Origin of the sequence: Burkholderia sp. 22088 (assembly GCF_052045915.1) — a bacterium.
GTDB lineage: Bacteria > Pseudomonadota > Gammaproteobacteria > Burkholderiales > Burkholderiaceae > Burkholderia > Burkholderia cepacia.
In genome coordinates this window covers 63,731-79,724 of the sequence record NZ_JBQEPY010000021.1, presented here as the reverse complement: position 1 = coordinate 79,724, position 15,994 = coordinate 63,731, and the positions used below count along the sequence as shown (strand labels likewise).

22 protein-coding genes are annotated in these 15,994 nt (G+C 66.5%); all 22 read right to left on the bottom strand.

Annotated elements, in window-relative coordinates:
* Positions 1-6 precede the first annotated feature (6 nt).
* On the bottom strand, positions 7-795 hold the full coding sequence (tatC, locus tag ACTJLD_RS33385) for a twin-arginine translocase subunit TatC (RefSeq protein WP_021161848.1): 789 nt from the start codon (positions 793-795) through the stop codon (positions 7-9).
* A 41-nt stretch (positions 796-836) separates the two neighbouring features.
* Positions 837-1,367 carry a Sec-independent protein translocase protein TatB gene (tatB, locus tag ACTJLD_RS33380; protein WP_059698108.1) on the bottom strand — a complete coding sequence of 177 codons (531 nt, stop codon included), beginning with the start codon at positions 1,365-1,367 and terminating at the stop codon, positions 837-839.
* A gap of 26 nt (positions 1,368-1,393) precedes the next feature.
* On the bottom strand, positions 1,394-1,624 hold the full coding sequence (tatA, locus tag ACTJLD_RS33375; protein WP_021161850.1) for a Sec-independent protein translocase subunit TatA: 231 nt from the start codon (positions 1,622-1,624) through the stop codon (positions 1,394-1,396).
* Positions 1,625-1,717: 93 nt separating this feature from the next.
* Positions 1,718-2,083, bottom strand: coding sequence for a histidine triad nucleotide-binding protein (locus ACTJLD_RS33370; protein ID WP_021161851.1), 366 nt, complete (start codon positions 2,081-2,083; stop codon positions 1,718-1,720).
* Positions 2,084-2,114: 31 nt separating this feature from the next.
* Entirely contained in the window at positions 2,115-2,507 is a 393-nt protein-coding gene (locus ACTJLD_RS33365) for a DUF4870 family protein (protein ID WP_060082836.1), read from the bottom strand.
* 69 nt (positions 2,508-2,576) lie between these two features.
* A complete protein-coding gene (locus ACTJLD_RS33360; protein WP_006485344.1) occupies positions 2,577-2,942 on the bottom strand; it encodes a phosphoribosyl-ATP diphosphatase in 366 nt (121 codons plus the stop codon).
* Positions 2,939-3,355, bottom strand: a complete 417-nt coding sequence (hisI, locus tag ACTJLD_RS33355; protein WP_039366640.1) for a phosphoribosyl-AMP cyclohydrolase — start codon at positions 3,353-3,355, stop codon at positions 2,939-2,941. Before hisI ends, ACTJLD_RS33360 begins: the two co-directional genes overlap by 4 nt.
* On the bottom strand, positions 3,355-4,128 hold the full coding sequence (hisF, locus tag ACTJLD_RS33350; RefSeq protein ID WP_011350732.1) for an imidazole glycerol phosphate synthase subunit HisF: 774 nt from the start codon (positions 4,126-4,128) through the stop codon (positions 3,355-3,357). The genes hisI and hisF overlap by 1 nt, the downstream gene beginning before the upstream one ends.
* A 108-nt stretch (positions 4,129-4,236) precedes the next feature.
* The gene (hisA, locus tag ACTJLD_RS33345; protein WP_021161854.1) at positions 4,237-4,992 is read right to left on the bottom strand and encodes a 1-(5-phosphoribosyl)-5-[(5-phosphoribosylamino)methylideneamino]imidazole-4-carboxamide isomerase; all 756 of its coding nucleotides are present in this window, start codon (positions 4,990-4,992) and stop codon (positions 4,237-4,239) included.
* A gap of 163 nt (positions 4,993-5,155) precedes the next feature.
* Positions 5,156-5,797, bottom strand: a complete 642-nt coding sequence (hisH, locus tag ACTJLD_RS33340) for an imidazole glycerol phosphate synthase subunit HisH (RefSeq protein WP_027788537.1) — start codon at positions 5,795-5,797, stop codon at positions 5,156-5,158.
* Positions 5,794-6,414, bottom strand: coding sequence for a MarC family protein (locus ACTJLD_RS33335; protein ID WP_027788538.1), 621 nt, complete (start codon positions 6,412-6,414; stop codon positions 5,794-5,796). The genes hisH and ACTJLD_RS33335 overlap by 4 nt, the downstream gene beginning before the upstream one ends.
* Before the next feature lie 66 nt (positions 6,415-6,480).
* Positions 6,481-7,068 (bottom strand): imidazoleglycerol-phosphate dehydratase HisB, encoded by a 588-nt coding sequence (gene hisB, locus ACTJLD_RS33330; RefSeq protein WP_011350728.1) that lies wholly within the window; start codon positions 7,066-7,068, stop codon positions 6,481-6,483.
* 65 nt (positions 7,069-7,133) lie between these two features.
* Positions 7,134-8,207 (bottom strand): histidinol-phosphate transaminase, encoded by a 1,074-nt coding sequence (hisC, locus tag ACTJLD_RS33325; RefSeq protein ID WP_021161857.1) that lies wholly within the window; start codon positions 8,205-8,207, stop codon positions 7,134-7,136.
* Between the two features lie 145 nt (positions 8,208-8,352).
* The gene (hisD, locus tag ACTJLD_RS33320; protein WP_059698110.1) at positions 8,353-9,669 is read right to left on the bottom strand and encodes a histidinol dehydrogenase; all 1,317 of its coding nucleotides are present in this window, start codon (positions 9,667-9,669) and stop codon (positions 8,353-8,355) included.
* 24 nt (positions 9,670-9,693) lie between these two features.
* A complete protein-coding gene (gene hisG / locus ACTJLD_RS33315; RefSeq protein ID WP_027788540.1) occupies positions 9,694-10,347 on the bottom strand; it encodes an ATP phosphoribosyltransferase in 654 nt (217 codons plus the stop codon).
* Between the two features lie 8 nt (positions 10,348-10,355).
* Positions 10,356-11,705, bottom strand: coding sequence for a UDP-N-acetylglucosamine 1-carboxyvinyltransferase (gene murA, locus ACTJLD_RS33310; protein WP_027788541.1), 1,350 nt, complete (start codon positions 11,703-11,705; stop codon positions 10,356-10,358).
* A 14-nt stretch (positions 11,706-11,719) separates the two neighbouring features.
* Positions 11,720-11,959, bottom strand: a complete 240-nt coding sequence (locus tag ACTJLD_RS33305; RefSeq protein ID WP_006477131.1) for a BolA family protein — start codon at positions 11,957-11,959, stop codon at positions 11,720-11,722.
* Between the two features lie 56 nt (positions 11,960-12,015).
* Positions 12,016-12,870, bottom strand: a complete 855-nt coding sequence (locus ACTJLD_RS33300) for an ABC transporter permease (RefSeq protein WP_226113712.1) — start codon at positions 12,868-12,870, stop codon at positions 12,016-12,018.
* Entirely contained in the window at positions 12,867-13,793 is a 927-nt protein-coding gene (locus tag ACTJLD_RS33295) for an ABC transporter ATP-binding protein (protein WP_027788543.1), read from the bottom strand. The genes ACTJLD_RS33300 and ACTJLD_RS33295 overlap by 4 nt, the downstream gene beginning before the upstream one ends.
* 192 nt (positions 13,794-13,985) lie before the next feature.
* Entirely contained in the window at positions 13,986-14,261 is a 276-nt protein-coding gene (locus ACTJLD_RS33290) for an STAS domain-containing protein (RefSeq protein WP_027788544.1), read from the bottom strand.
* Positions 14,258-14,887, bottom strand: a complete 630-nt coding sequence (locus ACTJLD_RS33285) for an MlaC/ttg2D family ABC transporter substrate-binding protein (RefSeq protein WP_027788545.1) — start codon at positions 14,885-14,887, stop codon at positions 14,258-14,260. The genes ACTJLD_RS33290 and ACTJLD_RS33285 overlap by 4 nt, the downstream gene beginning before the upstream one ends.
* Before the next feature lie 111 nt (positions 14,888-14,998).
* On the bottom strand, positions 14,999-15,964 hold the full coding sequence (locus ACTJLD_RS33280; RefSeq protein WP_027788546.1) for an MlaA family lipoprotein: 966 nt from the start codon (positions 15,962-15,964) through the stop codon (positions 14,999-15,001).
* Positions 15,965-15,994: the final 30 nt, after the last annotated feature.

The following is a 15,994-nucleotide window of genomic DNA, read 5'->3' as shown; positions in this document are numbered from 1 at the left end:
CCGCCATCAGCTGGCGGCTTCGCCGTTCCCCGCCTCGCCTTCCTCGGCCGGCTTCTTCGGCACGAAGAACCGCGCGGCCAGCAGCCCGATCTCGAACAGCACGATGAGCGGCAACGCGAGCATCAGTTGCGAGAATACGTCCGGTGGCGTAACGACCGCCGCGACGATGAACGCGCCGACGATCACGTACGGCCGCATCTCCTTGAGCTTCTTCAGCGACAACACGCCCATCCGGACGAGCAGCACGACGACGATCGGCACCTCGAACGTGACCCCGAACGCGATGAACATCCCGAGCACGAAGCTCAGGTAGTTGTCGATGTCGGTGGTCATTTCCGCCCCGAGCGGCGCGTTGTAGTGCGCCATCACGCGGAAGATCGTCGGGAACACGAGGAAGTACGCGAATGCCATCCCGCACAGAAACAGGAAGTAGCTGCTGCCGACGAGCGGCGCGACGAGCTTTTTCTCGTGCTGGTACAGCCCCGGCGCGACGAACGCCCAGATCTGGTACAGCACGATCGGCAGCGCGATCACCAGTGCGACGAGCATCGTGACCTTCATCGGCACGAAGAACGAGCCGGTGACGTCGGTGACGATCATCTTGCCGTCCTTCGGCAGGTTCTCCATCAACGGCCGCGCAAGCAGCCGGAAGATGTCGGGCGCCCAGTAGACGAGCCCGAGGAACACGACGATCACGGCCGCCCCCGCGCGAATGATGCGATCGCGAAGCTCGACGAGATGGGAAATGAAAGTTTCTTCCGGGGCGTCGCCCGGGTTCTGCTGGGGGTCGCTCACACCGGCCCTCGGTAGGATTGACGAGCGAGCATGCGCTCGGCTCAGAAGAAGCGCGTCGGCCGGCGCAGGCTGGCCGGCTGGTGGCGCGCGACGCGCGCGGCGCCCGACTGCACGTGCGTGCGGCGGGTGGTCGCGCGCTTGTACCAGACAGGCGCAGCCGCCTGCTTGACGCGCCAGTTGCGGCGCTTGGGCGCGAGCGCGGCCGTACTGCCGCGCCACGACGGCGCCGCGGGCGTGTCGGACTCATGGGACCCGGTGCTGCCCGACGCTTCGTCAAGGCCGCCAACCGCGGAATGCCACGTGTCGTTCAATTCCTTTTCGTGCTCGCGCAGGTTGTCGTGAATCGTCGTCTCGACATTGCGCGCGGCCGATTCGAAATCGGTCTTCATCGTCCGCAGCGCGTCGAGTTCGATTTCGCGCGAGACCTCGGCCTTCACGTCGTTGATGTACCGCTGCGCGCGGCCGAACAATGCGCCTGCCGTACGCGCGACGCGCGGCAGGCGCTCGGGGCCGAGCACCACGAGCGCGACGACGCCGATCAGCGCCATCTTCGAAAGACCGAGATCCAGCATCGCGAATGCCTGTCAGCGTGCCGGCGTTACGCCTTGTTCGAATCGGAACGCGTCGTTTCCTTCGCGTTGACGTCGACCGAGCCCGAGCGCGGCAGTTGCTGCGCGTCAGCCGGTGCCTCACCGTCCTTCATGCCGTCCTTGAAACCCTTCACGGCGCTGCCGAGATCGTTGCCGATATTGCGCAGCTTCTTCGTACCGAAAACCAGCGCGACGATCAGCAGCACGATCAGCCAGTGCCAAATGCTCAATCCACCCATGATGAAACCTCTCCTCAACCACGCCGCTACGCGGCGCAAATCGCCGGCAACGTGCCGGCTTCGACTATCGATGCGGGGAAACGCCCCGCGCCGTCAACCCATCCGCTGCCAGGGGCGCGGGCCGGCCAGGATATGCGCGTGCAGGTGGTAGACCTCCTGCCCGCCGCCCGGGCCTGTATTGATCACCGTACGGAAACCCGTTTCGCCGCCCGTATAGGCGACGCCGAGCTGGCCCGCGAGACGCGAGACGAGCAGCATCAGCCGGCCGAGCATCGGCGCATCGGCCTCGCTCGCCGCCGACAGCGTCGGCAGGTGCTGGCGCGGAATCACGAGCACGTGCGTCTCGGCCGCCGGGCGGATGTCGCGGAACGCGACGAATTCGTCATCCTCGTGCACCTTCGTGCTCGGGATCTCGCCTGCCGCGATCTTGCAGAACAGGCAATTCGGATCGTGACTCATGTTGCTCCTGCAGACGCCCGAACGCGACCGGTCAGAACCAGGCCTGCGGATCGAGCGACTTGTTGTCGTTCAGGTACAGCCAACCCTTGATGATACGGTACAGCGTCCAAATCCACGTGACAAACATCACTGCGAATCCGATCACCACGAACATCAGCGCGAACCCGATCACGTACGCGATCAGCGCGCGCCAGAACGTGCGGATCTGCCACTCGAAGTGGGCGGCATACGGCGTACCGGCCACATCGTCGCGCTTCACGTAATTGATGATGATCGCGATGATGCCCGTGACGCCGCCCGTGAGCCAATGAAACGCGTAGAGGCCGTAGAGCACGTGAGTCAACGTGCGCAGCCCGTTCAGGCGTTCGGCGTCCGCGGCCCCCGGCACCGACGGCGGCGGAAACTGACTTGGCGTATCGGTCATGATGCTACCCCCGTTAGATGACAATTCTTACAGCTTACCGCACTGTGGCCATCCCGCGACAAGGGTCTGTCACCCGCCGTTTTCCTCACGCTCGCGACGCTTGCGCAGGGCCTTCTCCTCGATCCCCGACAGCCCTTCGCGGCGCTCGAGCTCGGCGATCACGTCGGCCGGGCTCAGGTCGAAATGCGACAGCATCACGAGGCAGTGGAACCACAGGTCGGCCACCTCGCCGACCAGCGCGGTCGGCGCGCCGCCCTGGCGCACGTCCTTCGCGGCCAGCACGACTTCCGTCGCCTCTTCGCCGATCTTCTTCAGCACCGCGTCGTCGCCCTTGTGGAACAGGCGCGATACGTACGATTGATCGGGGTCGCCGCCCTTGCGGCTATCGATCACGGCCGCGAGGCGCAGCAGCGTGTCTTCGGTCGATTGCGTCATTTGTAGATGTGTTCGGGATCTTTCAGCACCGGTTCGACCGCGACCCAGTCGCCGCTGTCGACGGTGCCTTCGAATTTCTGGAAGAAGCACGAATGCCGGCCGGTGTGGCACGCGATGCCCGACACCTGCTCGACCTTCAGCAGCACGACGTCCTCGTCGCAGTCGAGCCGCACTTCGTGCACGTGCTGCACGTGGCCCGACTCCTCGCCCTTGAACCACAGGCGCTTGCGCGAACGCGAATAATAGACCGCGCGCTGCGTCTCGATCGTCTTCGCCAGCGCCTCGCGGTTCATCCACGCGAACATCAGCACGTCGTTCGTCGACGCCTCCTGCGCGATCACCGGCACGAGGCCGTTGTCGTCCCAGCGGACCTTGTCGAGCCACGCGGGCAATGCATTCGTTTCCGTATTCATCACAGCCTCACCGGGATGCCCTGGTCGGCCATGAAGCGCTTCGCCTCGCCGACCGTGTGCTCGCCGTAGTGGAAGATGCTCGCGGCCAGCACCGCATCGGCGCGGCCGTCCTTGATGCCGTCGGCCAGGTGCTGCAGCGAGCCGACACCGCCCGACGCGATCACCGGCACCGGCACCGCGTCCGACACGCCGCGCGTGAGCGCGAGGTCGAAGCCCGACTTGGTGCCGTCGCGATCCATGCTCGTGAGCAGGATCTCGCCCGCGCCGAGCTCGGCCATCTTGCGCGCCCATTCGATCGCGTCGAGGCCCGTGTTCTTGCGGCCGCCGTGCGTGAAGACTTCCCAGCGCGGCGTCTCGCCGTCGGCCGACACGCGCTTCGCGTCGATCGCGACGACGATGCACTGCGAGCCGTACTTGTCGGCCGCGTCGCGCACGAGCTGCGGGTTCGCGACCGCCGACGAATTCATGCTGACCTTGTCCGCGCCCGCGTTCAGCAGGCGCCGCACGTCCTCGACGGCGCGCACGCCGCCGCCGACGGTCAGCGGAATGAAGACCTGCGACGCGACGGCTTCGATGATCGGCAGGATCAGGTCGCGCTGGTCGGACGTCGCGGTGATGTCGAGGAACGTCAGTTCGTCGGCGCCCTGGTCGTCGTAGCGGCGGGCGATCTCGACGGGGTCGCCGGCATCGCGCAGTTCGACGAAGTTGACGCCCTTGACGACACGCCCGGCAGTCACGTCCAGGCAGGGGATGATGCGTTTAGCTAGAGCCATGATGTTGCGCCAAATGCCGCGATGGGACGGCCGGTTGCGGAAAGCCTCGCGCGAGGCTTCCGTTGGGGCCGCCTGCTGGCAGCCCCGGCGAGCGGGACAACCGCGCGCTTATGCGTTGTCGAGTTCGCCGTTCAGTTCGTCCGCGCGCTTTTGCGCGGCCGCGAAATCGAGATCGCCGGAGTAGATCGCACGGCCGCAGATCACGCCTTCGACGCCGTGCTCTTCCACTTCGCACAGGTTCTCGATGTCCGTGAGGTTCGACAGGCCGCCGCTGGCAATCACGGGGATGCCGACCGCCTGCGCGAGCTTCACGGTCGCCTCGATGTTGATGCCCTGCAGCATCCCGTCGCGGCCGATGTCCGTGTAGACGATCGATTCGACGCCGTAGTCCTCGAACTTCTTCGCGAGATCGACCACTTCGTGGCCCGTGAGCTTGCTCCAGCCGTCGGTCGCGACCTTGCCGTCCTTCGCGTCCAGCCCGACGATGATGTTGCCCGCGAACGCGGTGCACGCGTCCTGCAGGAAGCCCGGATCCTTCACGGCCGCGGTGCCGATGATCACGTAGGACAGGCCCGCGTCGAGATACTTCTCGATCGTCTCGAGGCTGCGGATGCCGCCGCCGAGCTGTACGGGGATTTCATCGCCGACTTCGTCGAGGATCGCTTCGATCGCCTCGAGATTCTTCGGCTTGCCGGCGAACGCGCCGTTCAGGTCGACCAGATGGAGCCGCCGGGCGCCGAGATCAACCCACTTGCGGGCCATCGCCGCCGGGTCCTCGGAGAAAATCGTGGCCTGGTCCATATCGCCCTGTTTGAGGCGCACACACTGACCGTCTTTGAGATCGATGGCCGGAATCAGCAACATAGCAATCGGGTGTCGTCGTGGAAAAAGAAAAGAATCCGGCGCGTACCGGCCAATCCGGTACCGCGCCGTCTCGCTAGTTTAGTACAACTCTTTCGGCGCTTAGGCGCGCGAGCCCCGTAAGACGGGCCTCTGCGGCCCGCCGACTGTGGCACGCACGCGACGTTCACGGTTTCCAGTGTACGAAGTTGCGATACAGACGCAACCCGACCTCCGCGCTTTTCTCGGGGTGGAATTGGGTCGCGAAGAGGTTGTCCCGCGCGACCGCGGACGTAAACGGCGCGCCGTAGGCCGTTTCGCCGACCGTATGCGCCGGGTTGTCCGGCGTCACGTAGTAGCTGTGCACGAAGTAGAAATACGCGTCGTCGGGCACGCCGTCCCACAGCGGATGCGGCTGCGACTGGTGCACGCGGTTCCAGCCCATCTGCGGCACCTTGAAGCGCGAGCCGTCGTCCTGCACGCGGCCGTCGAGTTCGAAGCGCACGACCTTGCCGGGCAACAGGCCGAGGCCCTTCGTGTCGCCCTCCGCGCTCCAGTCGAACAGCATCTGCTCGCCGACGCACACGCCGAGCAGCGGCTTCGTGCGCGAGGCCTCGATCACGGCCTCCTGCAAGCCCGACTCGCCGAGGCAGCGCATGCAGTCGGGCATCGCGCCCTGGCCGGGCAGCACGACACGGTCGGCCGCGCGGATCGCGGCCGGCGTGTCGACGATCGCCACGTCGGCGGCCGGTTCGGCCTTCTTGAGCGCCTGCGCGACCGAGCGCAGGTTGCCCATCCCATAATCCACAATCGCAATCGAAGTTTTCATCTCAGTGCAGGCAGTAGCGCCCTCAGTCCATTGACGATGAATTCCACCGCCAGCGCCGACAGCATCAGACCCATCAGCCGCGTGGCGATGTTGATGCCCGTGCGGCCGATCCAGTTCGCGATCGGCTCGGCGAGCCGCATCGCGACGAAACACAGAAAAGCCAGGGCCGCGCCGATCGCGACCAGCCCGGCCCGCTCATACCAGTGACGCGAGTTCGCCGCGTAAATGATCACCGTGCTGATCGAGCCGGGGCCCGTGAGCAGCGGAATCGCCAGCGGCACGACCGCGATGTTGTCCTTCAGCTCGGCCTCGTGGCGCTCCTCCGGCGTCGATCGCGTGTTGCCGATCTGCGCGTTCAGCATGTTGATCGCCATCAGCAGCATGATGATCCCGCCGCCCACCTCGAGCGACCCGACCGAAATGCCGAAGAAGTCGATGATCTGCTGCCCGAGCAGCGCCGTCACCGTCATCACGCAGAACACCGACACCGATGCGATCCGGATCGTACGCCGCCGCTCGATGTCCGTCTGCTGCGCCGTCAGGCTCAGGAAGAACGGCACCGCACCGATCGGGTTGATCAGCGCCAGCAGCGAAATGAACGATTTGAGCAGATCCATCGCAAGCCGGCGCCGCGCGCCGAAGCCGTGAGGTTGTCCTTGACGCTCCGTCCGGTCAGTTCAGGTTCAGAGGCTGCCCTTCGTCGACGGGATCTGCCCCGCCGCACGCTCGTCCAGTTCCACCGCCGCGCGCAGCGCACGGCCGAAGGCCTTGAACACGGTCTCGAGCTGATGGTGCGCGTTGATCCCGCGCAGGTTGTCGATGTGCAGCGTGACGCCCGCGTGGTTCACGAAACCGCGGAAGAACTCGATCGACAGGTCGACGTCGAACGTGCCGATCCGCGCACGCGTGAACGGCACGTGGAATTCGAGGCCCGGCCGGCCGGAGAAGTCGATCACGACGCGCGACAGCGCCTCGTCGAGCGGCACGTACGAATGGCCGTAGCGACGGATGCCCTTGCGGTCGCCGATCGCCTTCGCGACGGCCTGCCCGAGCGTGATGCCGACATCCTCGACCGTGTGGTGGTCGTCGATATGCGTATCGCCATGCGCTTCAACCTCGAGATCGACCAGACCGTGTCGAGCGATCTGGTCGAGCATATGGTCGAGGAACGGCACGCCGGTAGCCAGCTTCTGCTGGCCCGTGCCGTCGAGATTGAGCTTCACACGGATCTGCGTTTCGCTGGTATTGCGAACGACTTCCGCCACACGCATGGCAATTCCTTGACTGAGTCGATGTAAATGGGGATTGATCGTTTCGCGCTGCGGCGCCCGCAGGCTCAACCGGGCAGCGCGAGTTTCAAAGCGGCCAGCAGGCGCGCGTTTTCGTCGGGAGAACCGACGGTGAGCCGCACGCATTCAGCCAGCAACGGATGCATTTTACTCACGTTTTTGACCAAAACCCGCTCGGTGAGCAGCGCGTCGAACACGGCGGCCGCGTCCGGCACCCGCACCAGCAGGAAATTGCCGGCGCTCGGGAACACCGTCGCGCCCGGCAGCGCGGCCACGGCCTGCGCGAGACGCGCGCGTTCCGCCCGCAGATCGGCCGCCTGCGCGTCGAGCACGCCGAGGTGGTCGAGCAGGAAATCGGCGGTCGCCTGGGTCAGCACGTTGATGTTGTACGGCGGGCGTACCTTGTCGAATTCGGTCAGCCATGCGGGCGAACCGACCAGATAACCGAGGCGGATGCCCGCGAGGCCGAGCTTCGACACCGTGCGCATCACGACGACGTTGTCGAATTCGGCGGCGCGCGGCAGCCACGAGCGCCCGGCGAACGGCTGGTACGCCTCGTCGATCACGATCAGGCTGTGCCGCGCGGCGGCGACGATCCGTTCGATGTCGGCATCGTCGTACAGCGTGCCGGTCGGGTTGTTCGGATAGGCGAGATAGACGAGCGCCGGACGATGCTCGGCGATCGCCGCGAGCATCGCGTCGACGTCGAGCGTCAGGTCGGCCTTCAGCGGCACGCCGACGAATTCGAGCTGCGCGAGCTTGGCGGACAGTTCGTACATCACGAAGCCCGGCACCGGCGCGAGCACCTTCGCGCCCGGCTTCGCGCAGGCCACCGACATCATGCTGATGATTTCGTCCGAGCCGTTGCCGAGCAGTACGTCGCAGGCAGCCGGCACGCCCATCGCGTGGCGCAGCTTGTCGATCAGCGCGGCCGGACGCGGCGCCGGGTAGCGGTTCAGCGCGACCTGCGCGAGGCGCTCGCCGAGCGCCGCGGCGAGCGGTTCGGGCAGCGGGTACGGGTTCTCCATCGCGTCGAGCTTCACGAATCCGCTCGCGTCCGGCACCGGATAGCTCGTCATCGCGAGCACGTCGCGGCGAATGATGTCTTGTGGCGTCGTCATGATCTCAAGCCGGCGTGCGTCGCGCCGGCGTCAAATGATCGGCAAGGCGGCGGCCGCCGCCCTGCACAGGTGTCTCCAGCCCCGGCCTTCGGGGTGCGGGCCGGGCGGCACATTCGCGCCTGCCCCGGCCCCGCGCTGCGTGCGCTCAGTTCTTCATCCGGAATTCGGCGCTCTTCGCGTGCGCCTGCAGCCCCTCGCCGTACGCGAGTTCGGACGCGATCTCGCCGAGCGTCTGCGCGCCTTCGGCGCTGACCTCGATCAGGCTCGAGCGCTTGATGAAGTCGTACACGCCGAGCGGCGACGAGAAACGCGCGGTGCGCGACGTCGGCAGCACGTGGTTCGGGCCCGCGCAGTAGTCGCCGAGGCTTTCGCTCGTGTAGCGGCCGAGGAAGATCGCGCCCGCATGGCGGATCTGCTGGCCCCACTGCTGCGGCTCCAGCGCGGAAATTTCCAGGTGCTCGGGCGCGATGTCGTTCGCGATCCGGCAGGCTTCGGCCATGTCGCGCACCTTGATCAGCGCGCCGCGGCCTTCGAGCGACGCGCGGATCACGTCCTGGCGCGGCATCGACGGCAGCAGCTCGTTGATCGCCTTCTCGACGCGCTCGAGGAACGCACCGTCCGGACACAGCAGGATCGACTGCGCGAGCTCGTCGTGTTCGGCCTGCGAGAAGAGATCCATCGCGACCCAGTTCGGGTCGGTCGTGCCGTCGCACAGCACGAGGATTTCCGACGGCCCGGCGATCATGTCGATGCCGACCGTGCCGAACACGCGGCGCTTCGCCGACGCGACGTACGCATTGCCGGGGCCGCAGATCTTGTCGACGGCCGGCACCGTCGCCGTGCCGTACGCGAGCGCGCCGACCGCCTGCGCGCCGCCGATCGTGAACACGCGATCGACGCCGCCGAGCAGCGCCGCGGCGAGCACGAGGTCGTTCTTCACGCCGTCCGGCGTCGGCACGACCATCACGATCTCGCCGACGCCCGCGACGCGCGCGGGAATCGCGTTCATCAGCACCGACGACGGATACGCGGCCTTGCCGCCCGGCACGTACAGGCCGACGCGGTCGAGCGGCGTGACCTTCTGGCCGAGCACCGTGCCGTCGCTTTCCGTGTACTGCCAGCTATGCGTGCCGCACTCGATCTTCTGCTTCTCGTGGTACGCGCGCACCCGCGCAGCCGCCGCTTCCAGCGCCGCGCGCGCCTTCGGCGCGAGGCCGTCGAGCGCCGTCTGCAGCGCGTCCTGCGGCAGCTCCAGCGCGGCGACGCTGTTCGCGCTCAGCCGGTCGAAGCGGTTCGTGTACTCGAGCACCGCGGCGTCGCCGCGCGACTTCACGTCGGCGAGGATCTGCGCGACCGATTGCTCGATCGCCGCGTCTTCGCTTGCCTCGAATGCGAGCAGCGCGCGCAGCTCGGCGCCGAAGCCTTCGCTCGTCGAATCGAGCTTGCGGATGGTGATGGACATGGGAGTTCCGTTACGGTGATGCGCTCAACCGCCATTCTGCGACGCGCGTTCGAACGCGTCGAGGATCGGCTTGAGTGCCGTGCGCTTCAACTTCAGCGCAGCCTGGTTCACGACGAGGCGCGACGAGATCGCCATGATCTCCTCGACCTCGACCAGATTGTTCGCCTTCAGCGTGCCGCCCGAGCTGACGAGGTCGACGATCGCGTCGGCCAGCCCCACCAGCGGCGCGAGTTCCATCGAGCCGTACAGCTTGATCAGGTCGACGTGCACGCCCTTCGCGGCAAAGTGTTCGCGCGCCGTTTCGACGTACTTCGTCGCGACGCGCAGCCGCGCGCCCTGGCGCACGGCGCTCGCGTAATCGAAGCCGGCCGATACGGCCACCGACATCCGGCAGCGCGCAATGTTCAGGTCGATCGGCTGGTACAGGCCCGAGCCGCCGTGCTCGACCAGCACGTCCTTGCCGGCCACGCCGAAATCGGCCGCGCCGTATTCGACATAGGTCGGCACGTCGCTCGCGCGCACGATGATCACGCGCAGGTCCGGGTTCGTCGTCGGCAGGATCAGCTTGCGCGACGTTTCCGGATCCTCCGTCACCTGCACGCCGGCAGCGGCGAGCAACGGCAGGGTTTCCTCGAAAATCCGGCCCTTCGACAACGCAAGGGTCAACGGCGGGGTCAGCGGCGCGGTCATGCTTGGCTCCCGGAAAGGCGGCGCACGTTCGCGCCGACGGCGGTCAGTTTGGCTTCCATGCGGTCGTAGCCGCGGTCCAGGTGATAGATGCGGTCGACGAGCGTTTCGCCGTCGGCACGCAGCCCGGCGATCACGAGGCTCGCCGACGCACGCAGGTCGGTCGCCATCACGTTCGCGCCCGACAGCTTCTCGACGCCCGTCACGAGCGCGGTGTTGCCGTCGATCGTGATGTTCGCGCCGAGCCGGTTCAGCTCCTGCACGTGCATGAAGCGGTTCTCGAAAATGGTTTCGACGACCTGCGCGGTGCCCGTCGCGACCGTATTGAGGGCCATGAACTGCGCCTGCATGTCGGTCGGGAACGCCGGGTATTCCGACGTGCGGATCGTGACCGCCGACGGCCGGCGGTCCATCTTCACGCGCAGCCAGCTGTCGCCTTCCTCGATCGACACGCCGGCTTCGCGCAGCTTGTCGATCACCGCGTCGAGGATGTGCGGGCGCACGCCCGTCAGCATCACGTCGCCGCCCGCCGCCGCGACCGCGCACAGGAACGTGCCGGCCTCGATGCGATCGGGGATCACCGAATGGCGCGCGCCGTGCAGCCGCTCGACGCCCTGGATCACGAGGCGATCGGTGCCGATGCCGTCGATTTTCGCGCCCATCGCGACCAGCAAGTGTGCGAGATCGCTCACTTCCGGCTCGCGCGCCGCGTTTTCGATCACCGTCTCGCCGTCTGCCAGCGTCGCGGCCATCAGCAGGTTCTCGGTGCCCGTCACCGTGATCATGTCGGTCACGATGCGCGCGCCCTTCAGGCGCTTCGCGCGGGCTTCGATGAAACCGTGCTCGATGCTGATCTCGGCGCCCATCGCCTGCAGGCCCTTGATGTGCTGGTCGACCGGACGCGCGCCGATCGCGCAGCCGCCCGGCAGCGACACCTTCGCCTCGCCGAAACGCGCGAGCAGCGGCCCGAGCACGAGGATCGACGCGCGCATCGTCTTGACGAGCTCGTACGGCGCCACGAGGTTGTCGACACGCGACGCGTCGAGCTGCACGCGGCAGCCGTCGGTCTCGCTCTTCACGCCCATCTGGTTCAGCACCTTCAGCGTGGTGCGCACGTCTTTCAGGTTCGGCACGTTGTCGAGATCGACCGGATCGGCGGTGAGCAGCCCCGCGCACAGGATCGGCAGCGCGGCATTCTTCGCGCCCGACACGACGATCTCGCCCGACAGGCGGTGGCCGCCTTCGATCACGAGCTTGTCCATCCCATGGCCATGCGATTCCCCGTTGGCGGCCGGGTGTGCCGTGGCGACGCTCTGGACGGCGTCGCGCTCGTTGACGGTGACTTGCACTCAGTGAGTTCCGGTTATGCGTTCTGCCATTCGGCGGGCGTCAGCGTCTTCATGCTGAGCGCGTGAATTTCCTGCTTCATGCGATCGCCGAGCGCCGCATAGACGAGCTGGTGCCGCTGGATCGGCCGCTTGCCTTCGAAGGCCGCCGACACGATCGTCGCGAAGAAATGCTGGCCGTCGCCTTCGACTTCCAGATGCGTGCAGGCGAGACCGCCGGCGATGTATTGCTTGACCTGTTCGGGAGTCGGCAACATGGTGTAAGGCTCCTGTCGGCGCGCGCCGCCCGGATGGCGGCCGCTGCCTGTCGATATCAATGACGCAGTTTGTAGCCGGTCGCGAGCAGCCGCATCGCGATCAGCGCGAGCAGCACGAAGAAACCGGTGACGATCGCGAGGCTCGCGAACGGGTTGATGTCGGACGCGCCGAAGAACCCGAAACGGAAGCCGTCGATCATGTAGAAAAACGGATTGAGACGCGAGATCTCGCGCCACACGGGCGGCAGCGAGTGCGTCGAATAGAACACGCCGGACAGGAACGTCAGCGGCATGATCAGGAAGTTCTGGAACGCGGCGAGCTGGTCGAACTTCTCGGCCCAGATCCCGGCGATCAGGCCGAGCGTGCCGAGGATCGCCGAGCCGAGCAGCGCGAACGCAATGATGAACAGCGGCGCCGCGAAATGCATCGGGATAAACCAGATCGTCACGACGAACACGCCCGTGCCGACCGCGAGGCCGCGCACCACGGACGCGAGCACGTACGCGCCGAAGATGTCGCGGTACGACAGCGGCGGCAGCAGCACGAACACGAGATTGCCGGTGATCTTCGACTGGATCAGCGACGACGAGCTGTTCGCGAACGCGTTCTGCAACACGCTCATCATCACGAGGCCCGGTACGAGAAAACTCACGTACTCGACGCCCGGATAGACCTCGACGCGGCCCGACAGCGCGTGACCGAAGATCGTCAGGTACAGCAGCGCCGTCACGATCGGCGCGAGCACCGTCTGGAACGACACCTTCCAGAAACGCAGCAGTTCCTTGTAGAACAGCGTTTGAAAACCGCTACCCGACACTCGCCCGATAGCGCCCGGCTCAGGAGTTTGGAGGGAACGGGGGGGCTTCGCCCCCCCGAGCGAACGCAGTTCGCGTGGGGGTTGTTGATTCATGCCAGTCCCTCGATCACCTCGGCCCCGTTCATCACCTGGACGAACACGTCTTCGAGGTCGGCCTTGCGGACCTCGATCTCGTCGAACGTGCAGCCCGCCGCGCGGCACTGCGCGAGGATCCGCTCGACATCGTCGTAGCTCGACAGGCGCAGCAGGTGCTCGCCCGGCGCGCGCGCGGCCGGATCGGTCTCCAGCCCGCGCAGCTCGGCTGGCAGCGCGCCCGTTGCCAGCCGCAGGTACAGCTGCAGCCCCGCGAAGCGGCGCAGCAGTGCGTCCGTGCGGTCGAGCGCGACGACTTCCCCGCGACGCAGCATCGCGATGCGGTCGCACAGCGACTCGGCTTCCTCGAGGTAGTGGGTGGTCAGCACGATCGTGTGACCTTCGCGGTTCAGGCGCGAGATGAATTTCCACAGCGTCTGGCGCAATTCGACGTCGACGCCGGCGGTCGGCTCGTCGAGCACGATCACAGGCGGCCGGTGCACGAGCGCCTGCGCGACCAGCACGCGGCGCTTCATCCCGCCGGACAGCGCGCGCATGTTCGCGTCGGCTTTCTCGGTGAGGTCGAGATTGGCCATCACTTCGTCGATCCAGTCGTCGTTGCGGCGCAGCCCGAAATAGCCGGACTGGATCCGCAGCGTCTCGCGGACGGTGAAGAACGGGTCGAACACGAGTTCCTGCGGCACGACACCGAGCGCGCGGCGCGCGCCACGGAAGTCCTTGACGACGTCGTGACCGCGCACCGAGATACTGCCTTCGTCGGCCCGGGCGAGCCCGGCGAGGATACTGATGAGCGTGGTCTTGCCTGCGCCGTTGGGGCCGAGCAGACCGAAAAACTCGCCTTCCTCGACCGACAGGCTGACGCCCTTGAGCGCCTGAAGCGATTTGTAGCGCTTCTTGACGTGACGGATTTCTATGGCTGACATGACTGTGCGCGGCGCAAGGGCCGCGACGCCTATTCTGTGCTTGCTGCGAATGAAAATGGGGGCCGGACGCCGATTGGCTGCCCCGCAAAACGCTTGATTATAGGGCAAACCGGCTGGTGGAGCCGGTGCCGGAGGCACGCGGCCTGAAGCGTGCGCGCGCCGGCTGGCGCGGCAGGCTCCGGTCGGACAGGGTCAATGTCGCCCGGTGCCTTCGATGAGCGCGTCGACGCCGTAGGCGCGCGCGAGGCTGGCGAGCTTCGGGGGGAGATTGAGGATGTCGAGGGTCGCGCCGCGCGCTTTGGCGGCACGTTGCCATGCGAGCAGCACGGCGAGCGCGGACGAGTCGAACTGCGTCAGCGCCGCGCAATCGACGGCGGTCGCGCCCGCGCCGATGCGCGCAAGACCGTCCGCGAGCGCGGACTTCGCGCTCGCGACGGTCAGCGAGGAGCCGGCTTCGAAGCCGCTCACGACGCTTGCTTGCCGGCGGCAAGTTGCTGGTTGCGCTGCGTGAGGAACTGGATCAGCCCTTCCACGCCGCTTTGCTGGATCTTCTCGTTGAACTGCTGCTGGTACGTCTGGATCAGCCATGCGCCGAGCACGTTCAGGTCATACACCTTCCAGCCGTTCGACGTCTTGTACAGGCGGTAGTCGATCTGGACCGGCTGGCCGTTGTTCATCGCGACCGTCTTGACCACGACATCGGTATCGGCCGGATCGGCACGGAACGGCGGGTACTGGATCTGCTGGTCCGGCTTCAGTTGCGCCAGCGCGCCCGAATACGTGCGGATCAGCAGCAGCTTGAACTGCTCCTGAACCTGCTGCTGCTGTTCGGCCGTCGCCGCGCGCCAGTTGCGGCCCATCGCGAGCTGCGTGGTGCGGCGGAAATCGGTGTACGGCAGGATGTCCTTGTTGACGATCGTGATGATGCGGTTGGTGTCGCCCTGCTTGATCGTCTGCTGCTTGACTTCGTCGAGCACCTGCTGCGTCGCCGTCTTGATCAGCGCCTGCGGGTTCGACTGGTCGACTTGCGCGTGGGCTGCGCTGCCGAACGAGAACAGCGCCGCGAAAACGGGGATCAGGAACAGTTTTTTCATCATAGTGACCTGCATGAATATGTCGATGCGAAGGTTGGAGCAGGTAGCTTACGCGCAAGTTCGCGCACGCTACCGACTGAATCGTTTCTGGCTGTAACGAATGTAAATCCGTCAGTGCAGACGAATGCTCGGGAAGCGGAACCCGCCCGGCGACGGCGGCGCCACCTGCATCGGCGGCACGTTCGTTTCGCTGGCCGGGTTCGGCGATTCGGCCGTGCCCGAGGCCGGTGCGGCCACCGCCGCGCCCGATGCGCCTGCCGGCGCCGTCGCGCCGCCCACCGCTGCCGCGCCCGCCGTACCGGCCGCGCCGGCTGCCGCCGGTGCCGCGCCGTCTTCCGGCAAGTCGTACTTCGGCAGCGCGTCGTTGCTCGACGTCGCGGCCGCCTCGCCGCGCGCGTTGCTGATCAGCATCTGGCGACGCTGCAGGTACGCGTTACGCACGAACGAATACTTGTCGAGTGCCGCGGCATCCAGCACGTCGCCCGCGCCGAGCAGGTTCGCGCGCGTGTTGACGAGGTTCACGCCGAACAGGCCCCAGCTCAGGCCATCCGGCTTCACGTAGGTGAGCGGGTTGCCGACGTAGTCGACGCCCAGGCCGGCCGTGTCGCGCAGCGTGCTCGGGCCGAGCAGCGGCAGCACCAGATACGGGCCCGACGGCATGCCGTAGCGGCCCATCGTGATCCCGAAGTCGGCCGTGTGCTTCGGCAGCTTCGCGATCGTCGCGACGTCGAACAGGCCGCCGACGCCGAACACCGTATTGATCACGACGCGCATGATGTCGCCGACGCCGTCCGCGATCCGCAGCTGCACGATGTTGTTCGCCGCGATGTAGACGTCGCCGATGTTCGAGAAGAAGTTCGTCACGCTGTCGCGCACCGGCTGCGGCACCACGTACTGGTAGCCCTTCGCGACCGGCTTCAGCGCATACGTGTCGACCGTGTCGTTGAACTTGTACATCGTCCGGTTGAAGCCTTCGAGCGGATCGCCCTTGGTCGGCGTCTGCACGGTCGCGCAGCCGCTCAACGCGGCGACTGCCGCTACCGCCAGCGCGGCGTGCCTGATGCGGATCGTCTGCATGGTCATTACCCTCTTCTATTCTCTCGTGTG